The sequence below is a fragment of the Paenibacillus sp. B46(2026) genome, from assembly GCF_056786355.1.
In genome coordinates, this window is the sequence record NZ_CM165907.1 from 1,538,886 (window position 1) to 1,564,266 (window position 25,381).

The window sequence follows — 25,381 nt, forward strand, 5'->3', positions numbered from 1 at the left end:
CCCTGAGAGTGAAACCTTGTTTCTATGATTTCGTATGTACTGTGATACATAGACAGGTTATCAGTAACGACTTGAGGAGGAAATGATTTGAGAAGGGGTACAAAGTGGGTATTATGGATTCTGGGCCTGATGCTTGCTGCAATTTTTATCAACTTCTTTATGAATCTATATAGCTTTGCTTATGCATTGATTACCGTGCTTTTACTTGCCTTTATGGGATGGGGATTTTTAGCAAAGTTAAAGAACGACGTCCGTCAGCATGAAGACCATCATAGAAGAGAGCACCAATCTGCGATCGATGATATCGATCAATACACAAGATAGGTCACACATGATTTATTACACGTAACGTAGTTTAGCTCTGATCTGATAATCTAGCGAATTGGTTTATCAGCCGTTTATCGAGATTGATTTTTCAATTTTTGGTTATTTTATTGTATTGGAGGGATTTTATGAAATTATTTAAACTGCCATTGATTCTTTGTACTATATTACTTTTATCTATTTTGTCAGCTTGTGGTGCGGATGATATAATACACGGAAAGAGCGATAACTGGGATGTATCTCTTCAGAGATCGACAGGGAGCTATAGTATCACCTACATCGGTGATGAGACGCACATAAAGGATTTTGTTTTTGACCTCACTGGCAATAATATAGACCAACAAGGGAAAGCGCTTGAAGAACAAGAGGTCCCGTTCAGTATGTCGGGAACGGTTACTGAGGCGGAGAAAACGAAAGACCCGATTACTTTTAAAATGAGTTGGAACAATCAAAGCGAGATAGTAACTTTTGAGTAACTCTCGCATTCGGGAGGTGTTCATCATTGGTTTGGTGGGAACTACTGAATTATCCAAACAGTACATTTTACACGTTAAGCCGTTCCTTCATGGAGCGGCCTTTTTGCCTTTTTACACAATGGGGCCTCACTTTGCAACAGTTATTTCAAAAGTAGAGTGATCATGGCCCTGTACGCTGAAACGATATTCCAATCCATTGCGAACCGTCGCCCCATCAAAATCAAGCTGGTTCACATCGCGATCCAATAGATCGATATCCTGGATGACATCTTGTGCATCGTTATACGTGTACTCACTATTGGTTGTGAGAATGAGCGCGGCGATAGCAGTCAAAAAAATTCCACCCGTTGGTTTGCTCGTATCACCATTTGCATATAACCTGACTTCCTGTACGCTGCTCTCATCTGCATTCATAGCACCAGCCAAGCGTAATTCGTCATTGAATACATATTCGAAAGTGCCAATACCCTGCTCGGAAGTGTCTTTCATATTCAAGCGGGTGATACTCAAATCATTCAGTCGGTATTTGCCCACGGCGCTATTAAACTTGTTTTTGAATTCATCGGTAGTCATATGGAGGCCAGAAAGTTCAATCTGGGATGAAGGGGTCTGATCTATTCCAGGCTGAGTAGAATTTGAAGATAAAGTAAGCATTCCATACAACCCTATTGAAGCAATTACGAAGCATAACGCCGATAGAATAATATATCTTATCGTTAATCGGTTATGTTTTCGTATGGAGAGGATCATCAGAACAACAAATACCAAGAAAGCAATAAAGCCAAGAATGAAGAGAGCGGTAAACAGATATTGCAAATTCTCACCTCGTAATAGAGTAATTGTTGGGAAAATCGTGTTTGCACCTCATTCATTATAATGTTCCCATGAAAAAGTTCAAACTCCCACTCCTTACTGCCCCAACAAAAAAAAGCACTACTGGGATACTGCCAGCAGTGCTTGATTGGTGTTATACAGGTTTTACCGTAAAGGTGAAGTGATACGCGCGGTTGGCTGGCAAGGTGTATTCAGCGTGGGTACGTGCGCCCCAGCTGTCGTCTCCACCAACACCCATTTGTTTGTAATTGATGCGAGCGACAGTCTGCGTGCTCTGAGGTAATTTGTACACATGGTCGTTTGCTTCCAGTTCCTCCGGAGTCCACGGCAACGCATTGATTTCAAATGGTATGGTGGCTTCAACATGCAGGCCACTTTGACCATCAGCTGACGTAATTTTAGCGTAACGTACATCGGTTTTGTTACCACACTCTTGTGGTTTCAGGTATGGAACGAATTGATCTCGAACCGCACCTGTGTAATAGCCGAGACGTGCACTGGTTAGACGGTCTGCGTAGTTGTCATGCGGTCCTCTGCCGTACCAGGAAATGGTATCCAAACTATTATTCAGTTGCAGCAGCATACCGAATTCCGGCAGATCGGGGAGGCCCACGCCTGGAATAAGGGTTTGACTGATTTCGAGCACACCATCCGGATCAATTCGGTACTTAATAGACAGCGTACATCCCGGATGTGAATCCCACGTGTAATCGGTCGTCACGAGAATGCCTTGCTCGTCTGCATGGTGCTCGAAGCGAATTAATCTGTTGGTAGCGTGAGCATCTCTCCAGAAGGCAGAACGCTCATTCAGGCGGTTCCCCATATCATTGTCTGTCATGGCTCTCCAGAAATTCGGCCGGACAGGTGCGAGCAATTGCTCCTGATTGTTGATCTGATAAGACGTTAACGCGCCAGTAGCTGGATTGAAGCTCAAGGTTACTTTATCCGTTGCTACTCTAATTTCATCTTGCAGATTCTGAACATGAAGCGCATTGCCTTGTCCTTGATGCACCGATTGGATTGGAAGCAATCGCGGAGATACCACGAACTGATCCCAGGCGATTTCATGACCTGTTCCTGCCCATTTGGTTGCGACTTTGGTGACCAGAGATACAGTCAGCACCGCTTCCTGGAATGGATCGGACGATGGTGTGTATGGGATACGGACTTCAGCCGATTCGCCAGGCGGTACCGCGATGTCCAACGTGCCGTTCTCTACGGATACGCCATCGTGAGTTACTGTCCATACGAGCGAATATTCGCTCAGATCCGTGAACAGGAACTGGTTTCGGATGCGTAGCAGGCCGTCTTTGATATCAACGGTTTCCATACGAACGTTCTGATAACATTTCTTCACTTCTTCAAGCTTCGGTGTAACCGTCTTATCGGCAAGAATCAGTCCGTTACCGCAGAAATTGCCATCATGAGGGGATTCGCCGAAATCACCGCCATAAGCGAAATATTCTACACCGTCTGCCGTAGTGGTACGAATGGACTGATCGACCCAGTCCCAGATAAATGCACCCTGTAACACATCATATTTATCGAACAAATCCCAATACAGATGGAGTCCGCCGCAGGAGTTACCCATGGCATGGCTGTATTCGCAGATAATATAAGGTTTCTTTGGTCCCTGCATGCGGGCATAATTCTCCACATGTTCAGGGCTGATATACATCGTTGATTCAATATCGCTTGCCGAATCGGAAGGACGATAATGGAAGGTTCCTTCATAATGAACGAGACGGGTTGGATCGACTTGTTTCAGATAATCGTACATGGCGATGAAGTTATCGCCGCCGAAGGACTCGTTACCCAGAGACCAGATAATAACGGACGCATGGTTTTTGTCCCGCTGGAACATGGAGTTACAGCGATCTATCACGTTGTTACGCCATTCCGGCTTGCTCGCGGGAATATTGTTCTCATTCATTTCCTTTTGCCCATAATACCATGTACCGTGAGTTTCCAGATTCGTTTCGTCAATGACATAGAGGCCATATTCATCACATAGTTCGTACCAGAGTGTCTGATTCGGATAATGGGATGTGCGCACGGCGTTAACGTTATAGGACTTCATCAACTCGATGTCACGGATCATGTCTTCCCGCCCAATGGCCCGACCCGTATCCGGGGAGAATTCATGACGATTCACGCCTTTGAACACAATACGTTTGCCATTGATTTGCATCAGGCCGTCCTTCAGTTCAAACTTGCGGAATCCGATCCGGCTGCGAACAGCCTCCAGCGTTTCGCCCGATTCATTCTGAATGGAAAGCACGAGCGTATATAGATGAGGGGATTCGGCGCTCCATAGAAGCGGTTGGATAACCTCTGCTGACAAATTGAATGAAAGTTCATCCTCGCCCTGGAAAGCAACCGCCGCAGTAAGTGGCTGCTTCAACACAGTCTGCTGTTGTGCATCATAAAGCTGTGCCTGAACGGACAATCCGGCAGTGGTCTGCGCGGCATTATGATTAAATAACTTCAAATCCAGCAGTAGCTCCGCATCCTGATACGCGTCATCCAGTTCAGTACGAACAAAGAAATCGGCGATCTGAACCGGTGAAGGTGAATGCAAATATACACCACGGAAGATTCCACTTAACCGCCAGAAATCCTGATTCTCTAGCCAGCTCGCATCACACCAGCGGTATACCTCCACAGCCAGCTTGTTCTCACCTTCCGTTAGATACGAAGTGATATCGAATTCTGCGGGCGTGAACGTGTCTTCGCTATAACCGACCAGTTCCCCGTTCACCCATACATAAAAGGCAGATTCAACGCCCTCAAAGTGAAGCAGGACAGGACGGTCTTTCCAGTCAGCAGGAACCGTAAACGTGCGCATGTACGAACCCACCGGATTATAGCTCGTTGGTGCAAATGGTGGCTTCAATTCAGGCTCACGCTCGACCCACGGATACGTCATATTCGTGTATTGGGGATAATCGTAACCTTGCAGCTGCCAGTTGGAAGGAACGGCGATTTCGTCCCAGTCACTGGCATCATAGTTGTTCTCATAAAAGGATGAAATCCGTTGCTCCGGTGTCTCCGCAAAGGAAAACTTCCACGGACCATTCAGTGATTCGTACCATGGCGATGCGCTGGAATCATTGGACAATGCTTCTGCTATAGATGAAAACGCTACCATAGACGCATGTGCGGGTAGACGGCCTACTTGAAAAATCTCGGGATTGTTGTTCCATTCCGGGTATCCATTTGCCGGAGGGGTGTGTACCAGTTTCTTTCGCATAACAGCAACTCCTTCTGAAATGTTATAATATTGTCATTATAGAATTGAATGATGACTTAGAAAATAAAGAATATTGCCCATATGTATCACAATATGAAACTAACGATGGAGAAAGTGGTGTACGGGATGGATACCCGGATTTTTTTTGGTAAAACAGAAGAAGCTGCTCGCCTGCCGATCTATATGACCACGGTTGGTTACTGGGAACACCAATATGAAACCGAGCGTCCAGAGGGATTCCCGGATTATCAGATCCACCAGATTATTCAAGGTCAGGGGAGACTGATTATACAAGAAGACGAGTATATCGTCGGACCGGGTGACGTTTTCTTTCTGTATCCTGATGTACCGCATCGATATATGCCCATTAGTGACCGTTGGGAGCTGGCTTGGGTCTCGTTTCAGGGTAGAGAGGCCAGCCAGTTATTATCTTATGCGGGGATAACCGATTCACGCGTATGCAGACTCAGGACAGCAACGCTGTTGCGTGGCCTGGAGCAACTTCTGGTTAGAGGAGAGAATGGGGATACTACGGATTACGCAGATTACGATGTTGAATGCTCCAAACAATTATATGCCCTGCTGCTGGATCTGAAGCCACTGCTCATCGCATCAGCCAATTATAATGATGAACTGGAGCGTTTGAAGCCTGTGCTCCGTTATATCGCAGAGCATCTGGATCGTTCACTTTCGCTGAAGGAACTGGCCGATGTGGCTGTGGTATCTCCCCAATATTTGTGCAGGCTGTTTCAGAAGGCACTTCATACCAGACCTGTATTTTACGTGAACCAGGAACGGATCAATCGAAGCAAACAACTCATGTTCAGTGAGAGAGAGCTCCGAATATATGAAGTTGCTGATCGGGTGGGATACGAGAACGCCAGTTATTTCTGTGCGATGTTCAAAAGGCATACAGGTATGAGTCCAGAGCGTTTTCGCAAACTGCACGGACTGAATTGAAAGCTGAATTCTGTTTCCATTAAGGTTGCGAAGGTAAGATAAGTCTTGTAAACCCCTTCTCGTGTTAAATAGATGTGTGACTGGCCCTATCGGATTGTCCTCCGGTAGGGCACTTTTTTTCTTCATTTATTCGGTTGATGGTATGATAGATGAATACATAACGTACAACAAACTCTAGTGATCGGAGGGACGTATTGTGGATCCTAGTCTACATCCGCTGTTTAAGCCGATTCAGATGAATGGAACGTATTTTAACAGTTATTATGTTGAGAAAATACCTGCTGCCGGCTTGATGGCTTATGTGGCCTGTTATTGGGAATCGGGATCTCTTCCGAACACACATGCGGATGTTGCTGCGGGAGAAGGTCGAGAGCGATCAGTGATGACTGTCCCTGCCCGGGTATTGCCGGATGGTTGCACGGACATGCTGATTACATACGACCCGGTCTGTTCAGTACATTCCTATGCTTACTGTGGCAACTATACACAGCCTTTCGCTGTACCGGAGTCATCTAACGATGATGCTCCTACTGGAGATTATACCTTTGGTGTGCGGTTCTTCCCGGGCGGGGCACATGTCTTCCATGGCCTGCCTCTGGAATGGTTTACAGATAAGCGAATTGCACTTCAGGAATGTTGGCCCGAGAAGCTGAACGAGCTTCAGGAGCGGATGGCTGAAACGAATAGTTTTGCAGAACGAGTAGAGGTTATGAATGCGTACTTGAGTCCGTTGTCGGTGCAGTCAAGTACATATGAGAACGATCTGATGAAAAACGTGCTGCACCGCATCTTCAAGGATGGGGGACGTATGAGTGTCCAGGAGCTTGCAATGCGTGAGGTAGTCAGCGAGCGGCAGCTGCATCGCAAGTTCTCGGAATGGATTGGAATCAGTCCCAAACGATTCAGTGAAGTGGTTCGTTTTCATCGTGTATTGAGCGATATTCATCAGGGGAACACGGCAGATTGGGCAATGCTTGCCCAGAATCATGGATTTTTTGACCAAGCCCATCTGATTCGGCAATTTCGCAAGTTTTATGGAGAGACTCCGTTGACAGCAGCGAGGGAGCATGGCAGAATGTTGTCCGATTTGTACAATAGATCTGTAGCACCTTCGGTTATACTAAAATCGTGAGAATAAAAGATAAGGGAGACATCATATATGAATGGAACATTGCAGATTCGGGATCATTTGTTAAATGAATTGGAAACAGGCGTACGGACGGGGGCTTCGTTAATTCGCTTGATCCGTTCGGAGGATTGGTCTTATCGTCCACAGGAGAATATGCGTTCATTGGTGGAGCTAGTGCATCACTTTATTCAAATCACGGCATCGGATCTTGCCATTATGCAGGAAAAAGGTGAAGCTGAGGTTGGGCTGGTGGAGAATAGCCTGTCGGGGATTGAGGATATCGAGAAGCTTGAAGCAACGTTGTGGAGCAACTTTGAATCCTACAAAGCATATATCACGGGATTGAGCGAAGATGACTTTTTAAACCGCTCTACAAAGGCTTTTTATATGGAACACGGGCACGTACAAGTCAAATGGCAGATCGAAACGGTAACCCATGTGTTCCATCACCGTTCGCAGATATATAACTATCTCAAGCAGCAGGGTCATGAATTGAACTTTTTCATGTTGTATGCGTAGCAGCCTTGTTATATATAATAAGCTTTATCAGCTCCATCGGATGTTTCGGTGGGGCTTTTTTTTGCCTACACTTGTCTATCAATCTATGAATTCTATCAAAATTGGACATTATGACGCTGGTAATTCACCGTTGCTTTAATAGATTTCAAGCATAGAATACCGTATCAAAGCAAAAGGAGGTGATTTCAATGGCCATCCTTTTACCGCAACAGTTTTACAATTTGGCTGCAAGCGTGGGTAAATCCTACTACGAAGATCTGACTGGTGGAACCAATGCCAGCATCACGGTTAACAACTTTGGTCCGTTCGCAGTCGATTTGGTTGTTACTCGTGTGAATGCACCAGTCATCACGTATTTAATCCCTGCCGGCAACAGCCTTACACTGTCTGTAGATTTGCTGCTCGTAGCTGCCCTATTGACTAGTGCAGCAGGTGCTTCTACAGGTACGATTCAGATTGCAACATCTGATTTCTAAGGTTGCAATTCGCTTGTTGAGCCTCTGCCGGACATGTTTCCGGCAGGGGTCTTTCTTTTTTTGTGGATATACATAGGTTTAAAGGGGTATTTTGAGATAATAAAAGTTAATAAAATACTTGCCGCTTTCTATTATGGTGATGCAGTAGATGAAAACGTTAAATTCGTTGGAACAACGATAGCGTACGTAGAAGGGTAAATCCTTTCTGAAGAGGAAGTAGAAGTAACAACTAATAACCACATAAATGCGAACCTATAGATTGATTACTATAACGAACAGAACAAAGCGAGCCTTTCATAAGAAAAAATTAAAATTTTAAAAGAAATAACCCGCCATAGGTTGCCGTATGGAGTGGAGATCTGGCTTCACAGAATCTAGTATTTTTACAATCGATATTATAGAGTAATAGATAAAGGAGATAAATTATTCCAAATATGTGTTATAGTATATTTGGGTGGGAAATACAATATTTTGAATTTCTATGAACAAGAGGTGGAAAACAACTATGAAAAATAGAAATGTAACAGGTATTGTAGTGGCCATAATTTATTGTGTTGTTCTTTATGTTTTTTTAACTGATGCCCCCCCTGGTGAAGCTCCAAATAATCCGTTATGGATTTATTTATTGATTCCAATTGGAGCTATTGTAATTACGTCTCTTTTTGATTATGTGATCAAGTTCGATTTCTTCAGGAAAAAGAAGAAATAGAAGTAAAGAATGAATGAAGGATAAAAAATGATAGGATCAAAAATTTCTAAAACATTTTTTGCAGGAGTTCTGCTCTCTACATCTATCTCACTACCAGCCTTTGCTCAGGATCAGGTAGATTTACCAACTTCTTTGCCAGTGTCACAAGTGGACAAAAGCCTCTTAGATTTAGTTGAAAGCACAACCAGTAATTCTGTAACTTTTACAGATGGTTCTACATTAGTTCAATATGACAATTACTATATTGCGACCGATTCAAATGGAGAAGATGAGTTAAAAATTACAAAAGTCGATGATAGCAAAGTAAAGTATGAAAACCTGCAAACCGGCGAAGTGAATTATGCAATCAAAAAAGTTAGACCCGTTTATGAAGATCTCAGTTACGCTCCACAGGCATTAGCAGATGATTATGTATATAAAGGCAAAGTAGAAAATTCAACTGAGATAATATATGCCACAGCCTCTGCAGTAGCAGGTATACTTGCTTCCTTTATAGGAGGACCTGTAAGTGGAAAAATAGCTGGAATACTTGTAAGCATTGGCGGTTATTATCTTTCTAAAGATGCACCAAGAGCCTATTGGATAACAAAAACATACACTAAAGGTGTTATTAATGGTTACAGTGGGACTTTATTCATTAGGAAAGACCATCACTATTATAGATATCATGATTATACTGGATTTATTAATACTGTTTCGACAATTCAGACTTGCCAACCTTATGGTTGTGGTACAGTCAATGAATTGTGATCTGTTAGTAATTGTAGATTGACGTTAGTTCCAACCTAGAACCCCCTTATTAAAAGAAGGGGTGAAGTTAAGAAAAGATGTAAATAGAAAGTAAGAAATGAATATTGATAAGATTGTTACTCAACTTCCCCAGCTTAAATCACCAAAAAAACCTTGATATAGCTGGGTAAACCAGAAATCCATTCTTGTAGTTGACAAAAAACAGCCCATTTACACACCTTTCTTGTTTATGGTTGATCGACACTTCCATGATACCAAACAAGAGAGGTGTTTTTTTGTCACTAGAAACAGTACTGTTTAAATCTTCTTACGCCCACAAGGGGTTGACTCATTATTTTAAGTGCGAAAGTTGAGTAAATAATAAATGCGTATTACCTTTAAACTTTAGTGACCTCTTTATATAGGTTTGTTTACTTTAGTGGTCATTCGATTAATTTAAGGTATAGGCGGCACGCAGATTTGTGTTGGCATACAGGAGGTTAGTCGATGATGAACAGAACAATTTTATTTGAAACCGAACGGCTGGAATGTGCGACGTGGCACGAAGGGGATCGTGCGCTGGCCTTTGCGCTGTGGGGCGATCATGAGATTTCGAAGTGGATTAGCAGCAAGGGATTTCTAAGCGAGGATGAAGTAGAAGCGAGATTAACACAGGAAATTCAAAGGCAGAAGGAAGTGGGGGTGCAATATTGGCCCTTTTTTGAGAAAGAATCCGAAGTGTTTGTCGGCTGCTGTGGTTTGCGTCCGTATTCTCCAGAAGAGGATATGTATGAACTGGGATTTCATCTAACCCGGGATCACTGGGGCAAAGGGTATGCCCAGGAAGCAGCGCGTGCGGTGATTGCGTATGTCTTTGAGGAGATGAAGGCGAAGGCACTGTTTGCCGGGCATCATCCGGATAATGAAGTGTCACGTCATATCTTGATCAAGCTGGGATTTGAGTATACAGGTGATGAACGCTATGAATCGACAGGAAAGATGCATCCATCGTATGTGCTGCGAAAATAAGAAACCCCCGACCAATGAAGGACAGGGATTGCGTGTTAGGCGATGCTGAATAATACGGTTTTGGTTCCGACAAGTGTAGATCCGCTGTTAACAAAATAATAGTTGGAGGCGGCATCCAGCGTTAAAGGTCCTGTCCAGGTGATCGTAGCAAACTGACTGCTGAATATGCCGGTGGGCGGTACATCGCTAAGCGCGAGTGTAACAGTCACATTGCCATTCATCGTCGAATTGGTAATATGGGAGTAGCCTCTTACATTAATGGTGCTGTCTGAGGTGCTATCCACCATCCGCTGAATATTCAATCCAGTATGAACCATCGTGTTGATCCGACTGTGATACAGGTACGTGTTCAGAGTGCCCATGTGACCCGATTGTACGATATTACCCACGACTCTGGCATTGAGCAGTTGGAATTCAATGGTCGTGAACGGGTCACCCACAGCCACGTTCTGAAAAGCGACGTCACCACTTATAATGGCGCCGTCCGTGTAGTTGGTGTGTGTACTGACGGATGTACCATTATTGAGTGTACCAATTACCGTAACGGGACGGGCAATAAAAGCAGGTCCTTGGTCCTGATAGGCATCTTCTTCTGCAGGATTCGTCTGGATCGTGACATTACGCGGGATGGAAGAAGCGAAGTTGGCCAGATCGGAGTTACCGAGCTGCCATGGACCGAGACCCAGAAGCTGCACATGTCTTGCGGGTGGAATGACAATGTCTTCATCAAACGAAGAATTACCGGCGATCAGAATAATTAAACGGGCTCTCATGCCAAAAGTAACCGCAAGTGGGCTATTCGTCGCTGCGTCAATAGCAGCCTGCAGGGAATTAAATGGATCAAAGGGTGATCCGGTACCTGGTCCTGGAGCGCTGGAATCAGCCCAATAGATCGTCTGTCCCCACTCGAAGTCGGGAGTGCAACCTTCAGCACCCAGCAATTCAGAAGTTACCAGTCGATGGGCAGCGACCAATTGCCCTGTGGCATTTTTGCCCCACATGGAAATGTCGGTTAAGCTCTCTGCCAAGCCACTGGTAGTGAAAACAAACTCAAAGCCATCCAAGTCTGCATAATAGCTCTTGGTGAAGACTTCATTGGGAGCAAGCGAGATGGATTCCAGTATATACAAGGTTCGGGTTCCGTTCAGCGCATATCCTTCGATAAGAATATTTGAGGTGTTGACTGGATCTTCGTTATCAATTTTGACAGTAACCGATTGGGTGAGTCTTGATCCGGATACCATGTTGTTCTCAATGGGCCCGGACGAGATTGTGGCCAGCTTGTTTCCCCCTTTTATAGAGCTAGTTCATTTGAAACAATGCGGTGTGCGGTGACGATTTGCCCGGTGCTGTCTTTTCCCCACACCGAAATTTCAGTCAATGCGGCTGCGTCTCCACTCGTTGTAAATACATATTCGTATCCATCCAAATTGGCATAGTAGGTTTGAGAGAAGACTTGCCCGGGATTCAGATCAACGGATTGAAGCACGTATAAGCTCCTCGTTCCATTCAGGAAATAACCTTCAATAAGTACATTGGACGTATTGATGGAATCGGTATTGACCATTTTGATGGTGACTTGTTGTGTAGGCCTACTGCCACCGGAGAGGTTGTTCTCGATCGGGCCTGTAGAAAGGACTGGCATAGGTCCATCTCCTTTTTTATGAATGTCTTTTCCTGAGAAAAGCTAGAATAACATATGCTAGAATTGACGAAAGCGTTTGGACAGAGATATATGTATTGAATGAAAAGGAGGCACTGAATCTTCTGTCCAAAGGGGATATATGTTTTCATGCTTTTTTTATTTCGCTTTCAGCTTCTATTAAGGTAGCAGAGGTATGATAAGTCTTGTAAACCCCTTCTCGTGTTAAATAGATGTGTGACTGACCCTGCCGGGCGCCGGCAGGGTATTTTTTTGTTATATTTTCAAACAAACAAAATTAAACAAAAACAAATAAAAGTTTATTTCTGTGTTTATTATTGACCATCAAAGATAAACAAAGGTATAATGAATGTGAAAAAAGGAACTTACTATGTACGTGGCAAGCCATATGATTTTCAATATAAGGAGAGATTGATCATGAACGTGACCCTTACAAACGAAGCAACACAGGCCGCCGGTTTCCATATTCCATTTGTCCGTGAGATGGCTGAAATTACTCAACATATGTGGAAAAATGGCTGGGATGAGCGCAATGGTGGTAATGTCAGCTATTTGCTGGAGGAAGAGGAAGTAGCCCAATATATCGATATCCATCATGTGATTCGCAAGATCAAACCGGCATTTTCGGTGCAAGAGCTGGCAGGCAAATATTTTATCGTGACCGCATCGGGCAAATATTTCAAAAATGTACTCGCTGATCCCGAAAGCAATCTGGGGTTGCTGCGTGTATCGCAAGATAGTCAGGAGCTGGAAGTTCTCTGGGGATTGAAGTCGGGGGCGAATCCAACGAGTGAATTACCTACCCATTTCATGAGCCATATTGAACGTCTGAAATTGGACCCGAACCATCGGGTTGTCATGCACAACCATGCGACCCATGTGCTAGCGATGACGTTTATCCACGAATTGGATGAGGCGAAATTTACGAAGACCTTGTGGCAGATGTGCACGGAGTGTGTGGTTGTATTCCCGGATGGGATCGGTATTATTCCTTGGATGATCCCTGGGTCGAATGAGATTGGCCGCGAAACGGCTGAGAAAATGAAAGAATACCACGCGGTCATCTGGCCGCAGCATGGCATATTCGGAACAGGTACAACGATTGACGAGGCATTTGGTCTGATCGAAACTATCGAGAAGGCAGCCCAAGTGTATATGCTGGTTGCTGGTCACGAGATCCGGCAGAGAATTACGGATGAACAGCTGACCACACTGGCGCAAGCATTTGGTGTTACTCCTCGTCCCGGTATTCTGGGCAGTTAAATATAATCAACGCATAGATCAAGGAAGTGGTCTTCGGTTCATTGAACCCAAGGCCGTTTCCTTTTTTTTTGACGAACAAACGTCGTTTTGGTTCAAAAAAGTTCAAATTGCTGAACAAGAATGGCTTTGTTATCGATTATTGAATCGTAGAATGCATTATCACATGCTGGCGAATTTCGGGTGAAATGACGTATTGTCAATGGCTCTGCGATTTTGCATAATAACAATGCTTCACAGATGAGAGACGGAAGGAAGTTATGATCATGCTTGGCAAAATGAAGAGAATCTTAATAGGCAAGCCCATGAAATCGGCTGAATTGGATGGAGAAAAATTGGGGAAATGGAAGGCGCTCGCCATCCTGTCCTCGGATGCCCTATCGTCCGTTGCCTACGGTACGGAACAGATTTTGCTGGTGCTCGTTGCGGCCGGATTCGCCGCCCTGTGGTACTCTGTTCCGATTTCCGTCGCCGTGCTGGGATTACTCGTCATTTTAATTTTTTCCTATCGTCAGACGATATTTGCTTATCCAACAGGGGGCGGCGCTTATATCGTAGCCAAGGATAATCTGGGTACCACCTCCAGTCTGATTGCCGGAGGATCTCTGCTCGTCGATTATATTCTGACCGTTGCCGTAAGTTCGTCCGCAGGGACGGATGCGATTACGTCGGCGTTTCCAATGCTGCATGACTACAGTGTCGTGATTGCACTCATTATGATTGTTTTTCTAACGATTATGAATTTGCGGGGAGTGACGGAGTCAGCGTCTGTGCTGGCGATCCCCATCTATCTGTTTATCTTTTCGATTGCAGTTCTAATCATCTCGGGCGGAATCAAATTTCTTGCCGGGGGGATGGAAGCAGCTGCACCTGAGTTCGGAACAAGTCTATCCCATGTGAGTATGTTTCTGCTGTTGAAAGCATTCAGCTCCGGTTGTTCGGCTCTGACTGGTGTGGAAGCGGTAAGTAACGCGATCCCGAACTTCAAGCAGCCTGCCGAGAAAAATGCTGCGGGTACGTTACTGCTCATGGGTTGTATATTGGGAGCCATGTTCATTGGCATCACGTTGCTGGCCTTCGGTTATGGGGTGAAGCCTGATCCCCATGCCACGGTCATATCCCAGATTGCCGAGGCTACATTTGGCAGAGGGTGGATGTATTTTATCATCCAGGGTGTGACGGCACTGATTCTGTTCCTGGCAGCGAATACGGCGTATTCTGCCTTCCCGCTATTGTCCTTCATGATGGCCAAAGACAAATATATGCCTCATATGTTCATGGTCCGAGGAGATCGGCTTGGCTTCTCGAACGGTATTATTTTTCTCAGTGTGATGTCTGCGCTTCTGGTGGTTGGGTTCAAAGGAAACACCGAAAGCCTGATTCCGCTCTATGCGGTAGGAGTGTTCATTCCATTTACGCTATCGCAACTCGGCATGATGATTCGCTGGATCAAAGTCAAGCCGTCTGGCTGGCAGATGAAACTGCTGGTTAATACAGTCGGTATGCTGACTACGCTATCGATTACCCTGATCTTTATTTTCACCAAGTTCACGCAGACATGGGTCATCTTTATCTTTTTGCCGCTCGTTGTCTATGTGTTCATGCGTATTCACCGTCACTATTGCAACATTGCTGATGAGCTGCGGATTGATATTCAGGTCGATAAGCCAGCCCAAAAAGGTAATACGATTGTCATTCCTGTTGCAGGCATTACCCGGGTTGTCATGAACACGATCAGTTACGCCCAGACGATGTCGGATCACGTGGTCGCGCTGTACATTGGATTCGATGATGAGGCTATACGCAAGATGGAGCAGAAGTGGGAGGAGTGGAACCCAGGGGTCCGTCTGGTCGTGATCAAATCGAGGTACCGCAGCATTATGGGGCCGCTCAAGAAATTCATTGATACCGTAGAGTGGAAAACGGCCGAGACCGATCACATCACCATATTGATTCCGCAATTCATCACCAAGCATTGGTGGCAAAATGTACTGCACAACCAGACCAGCTTCATGATTCGGGCTTATCTGATCAATTACAAAGACGTGATTGTCACCACGGTGCCATATCATCTTAATCGTTAACTCGAACGGTTAATCGCTTAACCCCATTTGGGAGATTTACAGATTAATGTAAAATGAGTCGCTTTCATTAATAGACAAACGTTCATATTCCATTTACACATCGAACCGCAGGGGCATCTCCAAACAGGAGAGTTCTTGCGGTTTTTTGTCGTGAAATCTAATTCGGATTCGGTGTAGAGTTGATCCCTGATTTCGTAAAGCCCCTTGTCCATGATTAACGTTATGTTGATTCAGAACAGATTTTGCTGTGACATTCGACTCTTACACTAGATAACGTGGTGCTGAAGTTGATGTAGCATTTCACACACACTGAATGCGTGAATCAAGGGGGAAGAAAATCCGATGAGTGAGCTTGATAACCGGATCAGCTTGCCCGCCGCCAAACGGCGCGTATCAGGTACGAGTGAGCGTCGTACAGCCTCGCTGCGTGTGCAGCGAATGCGGGAGAATATGCTGGCCTATGGTTTCCTGGCACCATCGCTGCTTTTGTTTGCAGTGTTTCTGTTTTACCCGATGTTTAAGTCCGTGTATCTCAGTCTGCATTCCACAGATCCGACGGGGCAGATTGCGGCTTATGTAGGACTGGATAACTTCAAGGCTGTGTTCCAGTCAGGACTGTTTATGCAAGGGATGAAAGTGACGTTACTATTTGTTCTGTTTACAGTGCCTACGGGCATGCTGGCTGCTCTGATTCTGGCTGCACTGACCCACAACCGGTTCAAGGGAATGCGTGTTTTCCAATTTGTATTCTCTTTGCCCGTGGTGTTATCCGTCGGTTCGTCAGCGGTGATCTGGAAGTTTCTATTCCATCCGACTCTGGGCATGCTGAATTATCTGCTTGGCAAAGTAGGCATCGACCCAATCCCCTGGCTTACCAGCCCGGATTGGGCATTGATCTCAATCTCCATCATGACGATCTGGATGAACCTGGGATTCAACTACATTATTCTATCCAGTGGTCTAGCGGGCATCCCGGATGAGATCTACGAGAGCGCCAAGATTGATGGCGCAGGACCATTGCTGACGTTTCGTAAAATCTCAATGCCGCTCCTGTCACCAACGTTATTCTTTGTTACGGTCGTATCGATCATTGGCGCTTTTCAATCGTTCGGTCAGATCAACATTCTAACCCGGGGTGGCCCGATGGACAGCACGAATGTTTTCGTCTATTCCATCTATCAGGAAGCCTTCGTTAATTTCCGCTTTGGTACAGGTAGTGCGCAGGCACTGATCCTGTTCGTGGTCATTATGCTGCTGACCCTGATCCAGTTCAAATGGGTAGAAAGGAAAGTGCATTACCAATGAGTGCGACATGGACCAAAACACTGTTGTATGTATTACTTACGATCTGTGCAGCGCTTGTGCTGTATCCGGTGATGTACACCTTTTTCATGGCCGTGATGACGCCGGAAGATGCGAGCGCTTATCCGCCACATATCATTCCAAATTCAATCGATCTGTCCAACTTTAGCGAAGTATTCGATATTGTTCCGATCGGTCGATTTATCGGCAATACCTTTCTTGTCGCAGGCTTGACGACGCTTGGTCAATTGATTACAGCGAGTATGGCAGCCTATGCTTTTGCAAAAATGCAGTTCAAAGGCAAAAACGTCATCTTCAGCATGTTTGTCGCAACGATGATGATTCCATGGGAAGTGACGATGATTCCCAACTACCTCACGGTTCGCAGCTGGGGCTGGCTGGATAGTTACCAGGGGCTTACCGTGCCGTTTCTGGCAACGGCGTTTGGTACATTCCTGCTAAGACAGTTCTTCATGCAGCTACCCAAGGAATTGTTCGAGGCGGCGAGGATCGACGGTTGTGGTCATATTCGCTATTTCATATCACACGTCTTGCCTTTGTCCCGTCCGGCACTTGGAACACTGGCAATCTATTCATTCTTAAGCATGTACAATTCGTATCTCTGGCCGCTGCTGGTGACAAACACACCAGAAATGAGAACCGCACAGATCGGAATCTCGATGCTGGAGTTCCAGGAATCCACAGCGTGGAATCTGGTATTTGCCGGAACAGCAATGGTCATTCTACCATCCTTACTGTTATTGATTTTCGGGTTGAAACAGCTTGTCCGCGGAATGGCCGCAGGCGCACTGAAGGGGTAGGAATAGAAAGTTTTACAAGTATTTAATTGAAGTGGAAGATTTAAAGGTTTTGAATTAAACCTTGTATCTTCGTACAAGGTCTTAAGGGCTGGATACCAGGAGCGAATAAACAAGGCTCGCGTGTTGAAATAGGATCTTGAAAAGAGAAACCACGGTAGTAGTGGAGGGGACGAAATCGATTCTGAAGAAGCGAAGCGTTTGCCTTTATCATCGGATTTTCACCTTTGAAAAGGTGATATAAAAAATCCGAGGATAACAGCAATCAGAAGAACGATTCGTAACCGTAACGGCCACGCCGTGTCATCTCCAAGATTTTATGTTGAAGCGAGCCATATAAAAGGAGAGCGATTATGAACGGATTTCGGTTGAAAAAAAGAGGAACATTCGCATTAATGCTGGCTGCTCTAATGTTGGTTATCTCTGCTTGCGGAACAAAAGCTGAAACAAGCAGCCCTGCAAGTGGAGCACCTGCAGAAGCGGCCGCAGCTGAGACAACACAATTGACCTGGTGGCACTCCATGTCGGGTGCAGGGGAAAAAGCGATTAACCAGCTCGCTTCCGACTTTAACGCAAGTCATCCGGACATTCAGGTGAAACCCATCTATCAAGGGAAGTACGATGAAAGTCTGAACAAACTCAAAGCATCCATGGGCTCAGATAGCGGTCCTGACATTATCCAGGTCTACGAGATCGGTAGCAAGTTCATGATCGATTCGGGCATGATTACGCCAGTACAGCAGTTCATCGACAAGGACAAGTTTGACCTGTCCCAACTGGAGCCAAACATCATCCGATACTACACGATTGATGGCAAGTTGAACGCCATGCCGTTTAACACATCGAACCCGATCCTGTACTACAACAAGGATATGTTCAAAGCAGCAGGTCTGGACCCGGAGAACCCGCCGAAGACGTATGAAGAGTTTGAGCAAGCGGCAAAAGCATTGGCGAAAGACGGTAAGCCAGGTGCATCCATGGCGATCTACGGCTGGTTCATGGAACAATTCTTTGCGAACCAGAATGCAGATTATGTAAACAATGGAAACGGAAGAACCGAAGCAGCTACAGAGTCTCTGCTGAACTCCGAAGCTGGAGTGAAGACATTAACATGGTGGAAAAAGATGATCGACGAGAAAACCCTCTCCAATCTGGGGCGTAGCACAGACGATACGACAGCAGCATTTACAGCACAACAAATCGGTATGACCCTGGATTCCACAGCTGGCCTGCGCAAAATCGTAGAAGGTTCAGGTGGCAAGTTTGAACTGGGAACAGGCTTCCTGCCTCGTCCGGCTGATGCCAAAGTAGGCGGCGTTGTGGTGGGTGGAGCGAGCTTGTACATCATGAATAACAAATCGGAAGCACAACAGCAAGCGGCATGGGAATTCATCAAGTACTTGGCAACACCTGAGGTACAAGCAAACTGGAGTGTTGCGACAGGATACTTCCCAATTACGACAGCAGCCTACAATGAGCAAGTATTAAAGGATAATATGGTGAAGTACCCGCAATTCCAGACAGCAGTCGACCAATTGCACGCTTCAGCGGATTCGACAGCAACATCCGGGGCATTAATGGGTGTATTCCCAGAAGCCAGACAACTTGTCGAAGGAGCGATTGAAACGGTGTTGAATGGACAAGGTACACCACAAGAAGCATTGGATGCAGCAGCCAAACAAATTACAGACAAGATTGCCCAGTATAACAGTACGGTGAAGAAGTAATTATAGGCTAATATCAAAATAGATGCGGCGATCATTCCTGATCGTCGTATTGCTATGCCTGTATCTTGAAATTTACTATAAGCCTTAAGTCTGATTTTTCTTAAAAAAGGGTAGATAGTTGCCGTCACGAATTGTCGAAAAAGTAAATGATTCATACCTTGTATGTCAGTGTATCTAACGTAAGTGGTTTAATGTGCACATAAATATGACTCGGAAAGATCAGAAAGACATGATTTTGATCTGAAAATAGTCCTGTTTAACTTTAAAGAATAGAATATGATTTATTTTTGTGATGTATATGTTCTATTTTCTTTCATAACGAAGAAATATTGTTTACACAACTCTGTTATTCAGTTATCTTATATTTGAACTAATGTACAAGCTGGCTGAACAAATGATTGCCAAGTTGAAAACATGGGGGTAGGACGAATGAACAACAAGCAAGTGAAACGTTGGGCACAAGGGTTTCTGGTTTTCGTTCTTGTCGTTACAGGTGCGGCACCAATCGGTGGATTAAGTCGTACCGCATATGCTGATGATGAAAATGTAGTAACGGAGCAGCCCCAAACAAGTGATCAGGAGACAACCATACCTGATACTGTTCCAACGGAAGAATCGTCAGATCTGGAGGGGACGGGGTCACCGACCAACGAAGATGATGATCTTGATGAAACTGATAGTAAGGAACCAGCTGAGACGGATAATTCAGAAGTACAGGAAGCAGACGGGACTGAAATTATCCCCATCGCTGAGGCGCGGACACTTGCGCCAAATACAAATGTAGCTGTATCAGGTGTCGTAACGTACAGTGAACTCTCCGGAGAATTCACGAATTATTATATTCAAGATGAAGAAGCTGGCATTGTAGTTCGAGCAAAAAATCAAATTGAAGTCGGAGATCGCATTGAAGTGTATGGTCCAATTACTCACTACAGCGGGCTCGTTCAGATTGAGAAGGATAAGTCTGGTTTTACTGAAGGATACATCCATGTTATTGGGCAAAATATAACACTCCCCGAACCCAAAAATATGGTTTCCACAGACTTTGTCAGACCAGCAGACCAAAGTAACAAAGGTCCGGGCGAAAAGTATGAGGGAATGTTTGTCGAAGTAAGAGATATTCAGGTAACACGTGGCAGTAGTTCGACGTTCTACGCTACGGATCGTCATGGTGCTGAGATGACGATCTATGCCAAAAACTCTCCTACCGCGCTAACTGTCGGCAAAACCTACGAATATGTGCAAGGTGTTCTCACGTTCAACAGTAATTACGGATTAGAGATTTTGCCTAGAACAGCTGCAGATGTTGTAGAAAATAGCCTGTCTGTGATGGCAAGTGTTCCATCCGGTGGGATTCCCCGAAACAATGAAGTCACCTTAACCTCTCCAGCCAAGGGTGCAGTTGTACATTACACAACGGATAATACGGAGCCTACTTCTTCTTCCACCGTGTATAGTAGTCCAATAGTGATTGATCAAGACATCGTAATCAAGGCCGTTGCCATTCTTAATGGACAATCCAGTACGGTGTACACCTTTACGTATCAAGTACTTCCAGATAAAGAAAACTTGCGTATCCATGATATTCAGGGTGCAGGACATACCTCTGTTTTTAACGGATATGATGTTAAAGATATCGAAGGTATTGTTACCTCCGTCAGTACAAGCAGTTTTTACATGCAAGAGCTTCCGGATGAGATTGACGAGGATGATCGGACCTCCGAAGCCATTCAGGTATATAAACCGAGTCATGGAGTCCTCGTTGGCAACCAGGTGAAGGTATCCGGCAAAGTTACGGAATATGGAGCGGTTAACGAATTAACCACCACGCAAATTACGGCGAGTACCATTGTAAAAGTGTTAGATAAGGTCGATCTGCCTGCACCTGTGAAGTTGGGTGTCAATGGACACATCATTCCAACAGTGATTGACTCGGACTCTTTTGCAGAATTTAATCCCGAGAAGGATGCGATAGACTTCTATGAAAGTCTGGAAGGCATGCGTGTTGAACTGGAAAAGCCTGAAATTATAGGTCCATACTCCAGTCAACCGGGTTTGGCCGTTGTTGTGGATAATGGTGAGAACAATCCACTTCGCACACCTGCGGGTGGTGTTATTCTGACCGATAACAAGAAAGGTATGAATGAGAGCGATCTCAATCCGCAGCGTCTGTTTATCGGCAAGAAACCTTCCAAAGCAGTAAAAACAGGTGACAAATTGGATGGTAATGTGATCGGAGTAATGACATATTCTGCCGGGAATTTCAAGGTGAATCCTGAAGGGAATTTGCCAGCGGTCATTCCGGGAGAAACGAAACAAGTGGTTACTTCCATTGAGAAAGCAGCAGATAAACTGACGATTGCCACATTTAATGTAGAGAATTTCAGCAAAAAGGATGCAACACGAGCCAATAAAATCGGCAAAATCATTGTTGATAATTTGAGAACGCCAGATATCATTGGCATTATGGAAGTTCAGGATAACGATGGCGATGCCGATACAGGTACAACAGCGGCCAATGAGAGTTTTCAGACTCTAATTGATGCAATCAAAGCGAATAATGGACCAACATATCGATACAGTGAGATTGCTCCAGAAAATAACAAGGATGGCGGGGCACCGGGTGCCAACATTCGGGTAGGATTCCTATACCAGCCGAACCGTGTATCGTTGGCTACGGGTATCGGAAAAGGCGATGCTACGACAGCGATCACAGTCAAAGCAGACGGCAGTCTCTCCAATAACCCAGGTCGTATTGCACCAGGGGACGAGGCGTTCGCCAGCTCCCGCAAACCGCTCGCAGCGGAATTCGAATTCAATGGTGAACGTGTAGTGGTGATTGCCAACCATTTCAATTCCAAAGGTGGAGATCTGAAGCCTTTTGGAAGCATACAGCCTGCGACTCGAAGCAGTGAAGTTCAACGTGCGAAGCAGGCTGCATTGGTGAATGGGTTTGTGAAAGAGTTGCTTAACAAAGACCCTGAGGTAAATGTCGCTGTTCTCGGCGATTTCAATGACTTCCAATTCTCAAATACATTGAACATTGTCGAAGGTAATGAACTGGACAATCTGGTAAACCAACTGCCAGAGAACCAGCGCTACTCCTACATCTATGATGGAAACTCTCAGACACTGGATCACATTCTGGTGAGTAAAAACCTGACTGAGACGGCAGCCATCGAAGTGGTACATGTGAATGCTGATTTTGAAACAGCGGATGGACGGGTAAGCGACCATGATCCACTACTTGCACAATTGAGTATTGGAGGTCCAGTGGAAGAAGGGGACTTCAACCTGCGCGTGCTGCACACGAATGATACGCACGCGCATCTGGATAATATCCCGCGCCGAGTAACGGCAATTAAGGAAGCACGCAATGATAATACCCTGGTGCTGGATGCAGGGGACGTTTTCTCAGGCACATTGTACTTCAATCTGTTTAACGGTCTGGCTGATCTGGAGTTCATGAACATGATCGGATACGATGCCATGACTTTCGGAAACCATGAGTTTGATAAAGGTCCAAGCGTACTGAAAGAATTTATTGAAAAATCAGAGTTCCCGTTTGTGAGTGCCAATATTGATTATTCAAAGGATGCGAGTTTGAGTGGTTTGTACAACAATAGCATCGGTGATCCGGGTGAGAAAGCCGAAATCTATCCGGCCATTATTACGGAAGTGAATGGTGAGCGAGTCGGTATTTTCGGACTGACGACACCGGACACGGTATCTCTTTCTTCACCAGGAGATGACTTGAAGTTTGAGGATTACAAGGCAAGTGCGCAGGCAACTGTACAGATGCTGCAAAATGAAGGTATCAATAAAATCATCGCTGTGACTCACCTTGGCTACTCAGAGGATCTAAAATTGGCTGAAGCCGTAGAAGGGATCGATATTGTGGTAGGTGGTCATTCACACACCATTCTGAAGGAACCGATTGTTGTAGGCAGTCAGGATGAGCCAACATTGGTCGTGCAAACCGGTGAATATGACGTTTCTCTTGGTCAATTGGATGTTACGTTTGATGAAGCAGGTATATTGAAGAAGTGGAACGGCAAGTTGCTGAATCTGGATGCGAAAGATGCTAACGACCAATTCGTCTATGCTGATGATGTGGAAGCTGCAAACAAGCTGAAAGAATATGCTCCTCAGTTGGAACAGTTCAAGAAAACGGTTATTGGTAAAACGAATGTCTTCCTTGATGGAGAACGGGGTACCGTGCGGAAACAGGAAACCAATTTAGGAAACCTGATGACGGACGGTATGCTGGAGAAAGTGAAATCCATTGTGAAGGAAAACGACGTCAAAGGATACGTGGCGATCCAGAACGGCGGAGGCATTCGAGCTTCATTCCAGACAGGTGATATTACGCTGGACAATCTTCTGACTGTGATGCCATTCGGTAATAATCTGTCTGCATTGAAAATGACAGGCAAGGAAATCACAGCCGCGCTGGAAAATGGCGTTAGTGGTGTGGAAACGGGAGAAGGGCGCTTCCCGCAAGTGGCAGGCATGCGGCTCTACTACGATTCCACAAAGCCAGGCGAAAAAATGGATGCCACGACCAACACCGTGACCCAAGTCGGTCAACGTGTGGTCAAAGTTCAGATTAAGAATGCAGATGGTACGTACTCGGATATCGATCCGAACGGGTACTATATCGTCGCTACCAATTCATTTATGGCTAACGGTGGAGACTTCTATCGTGCGATGAGAACCGCGAAAGATGATAATCGATTCTACGAATTGAATCTGGTCGATTATGAAATCTTCCATGAACATCTGGACCGTGTAGGTACAGTCGATCAAAAGACGGAAGGACGTAGTACGGATCTGAAGGGTGCGCCACTTCCGGGGGACGGAAATGGAAGCAACCCTGGTAATGGTGGCGGGAATAATGGAAGTAATCCGGGTAGTGGTAACAGTGGAGGAGGTTCTACAACACCTACCCCGCCTGTAACTCCAACTACACCGACTGCACCAACCAATCCTGCGAACCCAACTACGCCAACCGTTCCGGGCAATGGTGGAGGTACTAATCCACCCCCTCCGGTTGTGGACCTGAAAGATATCGGGAATCACTGGGCAGCTGCTGCCATTGAGCAGGCCATTTCCCGGGGAATTGTGAACGGATATCAGGATGGTAATTTCCGTCCGAATGCACCAGCCACACGCGCCGAATTCATTGTTATGTTGGGAAGAGCATTTGAACTTCCAGCCAGCAACAAGGCATTGACGTTTAAGGATGCTGCCGGAATACCTGCTTGGGCGCAATCCTTTATTGCACAGGCAGTGGATCAAGGCATCATTAGCGGGTATACGGATGATACGTTCCGTTCATCGGGCAAAGTATCGCGGGTAGAGATGACAGTTATGCTCGTCAGAGCACTCGGCCTCCCGGTACAATCCAATCCGTCACTGAGTTTTTCGGATGCAGATAAAGTACCTGCCTGGGCCGTTCCATATATCGCTGCTGCATATGATGCAGGACTGGTAAAGGGAACCGGGCAGAATAAGTTCAACCCACTCGCTGAAGCAACACGTGCTGAAGTGGTGACCCTTTTATTATCGGCAAGTGAATTGCAACAGCAATAAAACGCAGGATATAAACTTAAAAAACAGCTTGCAGACTACCATCTGCAAGCTGTTTTTTTACTAATTAATGCCTGTTAATTTTCACTAAGTGAAGGTATAGTATACAGGATTATATTAAAGGAGTGTTGACGACATGCAAGATCAACCCGTTTTAATCGCACTATTTGCCATAGCGGCAGGAATTTTTAGTTTACTCGGAGGAATCAACAATTGGGACTGGTTTATGAAGAGTTTTAGAGCAGGGATTTTTGTGAAGACCATTGGACGACAGGGCGCAAGAGTGGTATATGGTATTCTCGGTGTTGTCATGATTGTCATTGGTGTATTACTGTTACTGATCGGTTAGCTGCAGTTAAAGAATTCTACAGGTCTTGCTTACATAGAACATGTAGTTTGAATGCATTTAAGACGTAGATTGACACGAGCGCGTAAAGAGGAACTAGTGCAACGGTAGAAGAGAAAACGTTTGACTTCACGTTGTCTGAGAAAGACAA

The 25,381-nt window shown here is 45.3% G+C and carries 20 protein-coding genes; 16 read left to right on the top strand and 4 right to left on the bottom strand.

Annotation, left to right across the window (positions count from 1 at the left end; translation table 11 throughout):
• Positions 1-87 precede the first annotated feature (87 nt).
• Both AC1S8V_RS06855 and AC1S8V_RS06860 read left to right on the top strand, forming a co-directional pair.
• Positions 88-324 (top strand): hypothetical protein, encoded by a 237-nt coding sequence (locus AC1S8V_RS06855; RefSeq protein WP_482072990.1) that lies wholly within the window; start codon positions 88-90, stop codon positions 322-324.
• Between the two features lie 128 nt (positions 325-452).
• Complete coding sequence (locus AC1S8V_RS06860) at positions 453-800, top strand: hypothetical protein (RefSeq protein ID WP_482072991.1); 348 nt, start codon at positions 453-455, stop codon at positions 798-800.
• A 126-nt stretch (positions 801-926) separates the two neighbouring features.
• Here the strand turns inward: AC1S8V_RS06860 and AC1S8V_RS06865 are convergent, their stop codons facing one another.
• Positions 927-1,373 (bottom strand): hypothetical protein, encoded by a 447-nt coding sequence (locus AC1S8V_RS06865; protein ID WP_482072992.1) that lies wholly within the window; start codon positions 1,371-1,373, stop codon positions 927-929.
• A 394-nt stretch (positions 1,374-1,767) separates the two neighbouring features.
• Positions 1,768-4,887, bottom strand: a complete 3,120-nt coding sequence (gene lacZ, locus AC1S8V_RS06870) for a beta-galactosidase, LacZ type (protein WP_482072993.1) — start codon at positions 4,885-4,887, stop codon at positions 1,768-1,770.
• Positions 4,888-4,980: 93 nt separating this feature from the next.
• On the opposite strand from lacZ, the gene AC1S8V_RS06875 reads away from it, so the two are divergent.
• The 7 genes from AC1S8V_RS06875 to AC1S8V_RS06905 all read left to right on the top strand — a co-directional run bounded on the left by AC1S8V_RS06875 (position 4,981) and on the right by AC1S8V_RS06905 (position 10,438).
• On the top strand, positions 4,981-5,847 hold the full coding sequence (locus tag AC1S8V_RS06875) for a helix-turn-helix transcriptional regulator (RefSeq protein WP_482072994.1): 867 nt from the start codon (positions 4,981-4,983) through the stop codon (positions 5,845-5,847).
• Positions 5,848-6,043: 196 nt separating this feature from the next.
• A complete protein-coding gene (locus AC1S8V_RS06880; protein WP_482072995.1) occupies positions 6,044-6,979 on the top strand; it encodes a helix-turn-helix domain-containing protein in 936 nt (311 codons plus the stop codon).
• A 27-nt stretch (positions 6,980-7,006) separates the two neighbouring features.
• On the top strand, positions 7,007-7,495 hold the full coding sequence (locus AC1S8V_RS06885) for a DinB family protein (RefSeq protein ID WP_482072996.1): 489 nt from the start codon (positions 7,007-7,009) through the stop codon (positions 7,493-7,495).
• A 188-nt stretch (positions 7,496-7,683) separates the two neighbouring features.
• Entirely contained in the window at positions 7,684-7,971 is a 288-nt protein-coding gene (locus AC1S8V_RS06890) for a hypothetical protein (protein ID WP_482072997.1), read from the top strand.
• A 505-nt stretch (positions 7,972-8,476) separates the two neighbouring features.
• Complete coding sequence (locus AC1S8V_RS06895; RefSeq protein ID WP_482072998.1) at positions 8,477-8,680, top strand: hypothetical protein; 204 nt, start codon at positions 8,477-8,479, stop codon at positions 8,678-8,680.
• Positions 8,681-8,707: 27 nt separating this feature from the next.
• Positions 8,708-9,430: an adenosine deaminase gene (locus AC1S8V_RS06900; protein WP_482072999.1), complete on the top strand. Its 723-nt coding sequence runs from the start codon at positions 8,708-8,710 to the stop codon at positions 9,428-9,430.
• Positions 9,431-9,916: 486 nt separating this feature from the next.
• On the top strand, positions 9,917-10,438 hold the full coding sequence (locus AC1S8V_RS06905; protein ID WP_482073000.1) for a GNAT family N-acetyltransferase: 522 nt from the start codon (positions 9,917-9,919) through the stop codon (positions 10,436-10,438).
• 35 nt (positions 10,439-10,473) lie between these two features.
• On the opposite strand, the gene AC1S8V_RS06910 is transcribed toward AC1S8V_RS06905, so the two are convergent.
• A complete protein-coding gene (locus AC1S8V_RS06910) occupies positions 10,474-11,682 on the bottom strand; it encodes a hypothetical protein (protein WP_482073001.1) in 1,209 nt (402 codons plus the stop codon).
• 50 nt (positions 11,683-11,732) lie between these two features.
• A complete protein-coding gene (locus AC1S8V_RS06915) occupies positions 11,733-12,083 on the bottom strand; it encodes a hypothetical protein (RefSeq protein WP_482073002.1) in 351 nt (116 codons plus the stop codon).
• 435 nt (positions 12,084-12,518) lie between these two features.
• Between AC1S8V_RS06915 and rhaD the strand changes: the two genes are divergently transcribed.
• From rhaD to AC1S8V_RS06950, 7 genes are all read left to right on the top strand, one after another.
• A complete protein-coding gene (rhaD, locus tag AC1S8V_RS06920; protein ID WP_482073003.1) occupies positions 12,519-13,364 on the top strand; it encodes a rhamnulose-1-phosphate aldolase in 846 nt (281 codons plus the stop codon).
• A 263-nt stretch (positions 13,365-13,627) separates the two neighbouring features.
• Positions 13,628-15,445 (top strand): APC family permease, encoded by a 1,818-nt coding sequence (locus AC1S8V_RS06925; RefSeq protein WP_482073004.1) that lies wholly within the window; start codon positions 13,628-13,630, stop codon positions 15,443-15,445.
• Between the two features lie 342 nt (positions 15,446-15,787).
• Complete coding sequence (locus AC1S8V_RS06930) at positions 15,788-16,750, top strand: carbohydrate ABC transporter permease (RefSeq protein ID WP_091033725.1); 963 nt, start codon at positions 15,788-15,790, stop codon at positions 16,748-16,750.
• Positions 16,747-17,568, top strand: a complete 822-nt coding sequence (locus AC1S8V_RS06935) for a carbohydrate ABC transporter permease (protein ID WP_036669010.1) — start codon at positions 16,747-16,749, stop codon at positions 17,566-17,568. The genes AC1S8V_RS06930 and AC1S8V_RS06935 overlap by 4 nt, the downstream gene beginning before the upstream one ends.
• Positions 17,569-17,918: 350 nt before the next feature.
• Positions 17,919-19,292, top strand: coding sequence for an ABC transporter substrate-binding protein (locus tag AC1S8V_RS06940; protein ID WP_482073005.1), 1,374 nt, complete (start codon positions 17,919-17,921; stop codon positions 19,290-19,292).
• A 429-nt stretch (positions 19,293-19,721) separates the two neighbouring features.
• A complete protein-coding gene (locus AC1S8V_RS06945) occupies positions 19,722-24,887 on the top strand; it encodes an S-layer homology domain-containing protein (RefSeq protein ID WP_482073006.1) in 5,166 nt (1,721 codons plus the stop codon).
• 133 nt (positions 24,888-25,020) lie between these two features.
• The gene (locus AC1S8V_RS06950; RefSeq protein ID WP_047842001.1) at positions 25,021-25,233 is read left to right on the top strand and encodes an immunity 17 family protein; all 213 of its coding nucleotides are present in this window, start codon (positions 25,021-25,023) and stop codon (positions 25,231-25,233) included.
• Positions 25,234-25,381: the final 148 nt, after the last annotated feature.

Excerpts from the sequence above, each read along its gene's own strand:
- AC1S8V_RS06875 (WP_482072994.1), top strand. The coding sequence starts at position 4,981 with ATGAAACTAACGATGGAGAAAGTGGTGTACGGGATGGATACCCGGATT.
- AC1S8V_RS06865 (WP_482072992.1), bottom strand. The coding sequence starts at position 1,373 with ATGACTACCGATGAATTCAAAAACAAGTTTAATAGCGCCGTGGGCAAA.
- lacZ (WP_482072993.1), bottom strand. The coding sequence starts at position 4,887 with ATGCGAAAGAAACTGGTACACACCCCTCCGGCAAATGGATACCCGGAA.
- AC1S8V_RS06940 (WP_482073005.1), top strand. The coding sequence starts at position 17,919 with ATGAACGGATTTCGGTTGAAAAAAAGAGGAACATTCGCATTAATGCTG.
- AC1S8V_RS06950 (WP_047842001.1), top strand. The coding sequence starts at position 25,021 with ATGCAAGATCAACCCGTTTTAATCGCACTATTTGCCATAGCGGCAGGA.
- AC1S8V_RS06885 (WP_482072996.1), top strand. The coding sequence starts at position 7,007 with ATGAATGGAACATTGCAGATTCGGGATCATTTGTTAAATGAATTGGAA.
- AC1S8V_RS06860 (WP_482072991.1), top strand. The coding sequence starts at position 453 with ATGAAATTATTTAAACTGCCATTGATTCTTTGTACTATATTACTTTTA.
- AC1S8V_RS06910 (WP_482073001.1), bottom strand. The coding sequence starts at position 11,682 with ATGGTATCCGGATCAAGACTCACCCAATCGGTTACTGTCAAAATTGAT.
- rhaD (WP_482073003.1), top strand. The coding sequence starts at position 12,519 with ATGAACGTGACCCTTACAAACGAAGCAACACAGGCCGCCGGTTTCCAT.
- AC1S8V_RS06905 (WP_482073000.1), top strand. The coding sequence starts at position 9,917 with ATGATGAACAGAACAATTTTATTTGAAACCGAACGGCTGGAATGTGCG.
- AC1S8V_RS06895 (WP_482072998.1), top strand. The coding sequence starts at position 8,477 with ATGAAAAATAGAAATGTAACAGGTATTGTAGTGGCCATAATTTATTGT.
- AC1S8V_RS06900 (WP_482072999.1), top strand. The coding sequence starts at position 8,708 with ATGATAGGATCAAAAATTTCTAAAACATTTTTTGCAGGAGTTCTGCTC.
- AC1S8V_RS06945 (WP_482073006.1), top strand. The coding sequence starts at position 19,722 with ATGAACAACAAGCAAGTGAAACGTTGGGCACAAGGGTTTCTGGTTTTC.
- AC1S8V_RS06925 (WP_482073004.1), top strand. The coding sequence starts at position 13,628 with ATGCTTGGCAAAATGAAGAGAATCTTAATAGGCAAGCCCATGAAATCG.
- AC1S8V_RS06935 (WP_036669010.1), top strand. The coding sequence starts at position 16,747 with ATGAGTGCGACATGGACCAAAACACTGTTGTATGTATTACTTACGATC.
- AC1S8V_RS06890 (WP_482072997.1), top strand. The coding sequence starts at position 7,684 with ATGGCCATCCTTTTACCGCAACAGTTTTACAATTTGGCTGCAAGCGTG.
- AC1S8V_RS06930 (WP_091033725.1), top strand. The coding sequence starts at position 15,788 with ATGAGTGAGCTTGATAACCGGATCAGCTTGCCCGCCGCCAAACGGCGC.
- AC1S8V_RS06915 (WP_482073002.1), bottom strand. The coding sequence starts at position 12,083 with ATGCCAGTCCTTTCTACAGGCCCGATCGAGAACAACCTCTCCGGTGGC.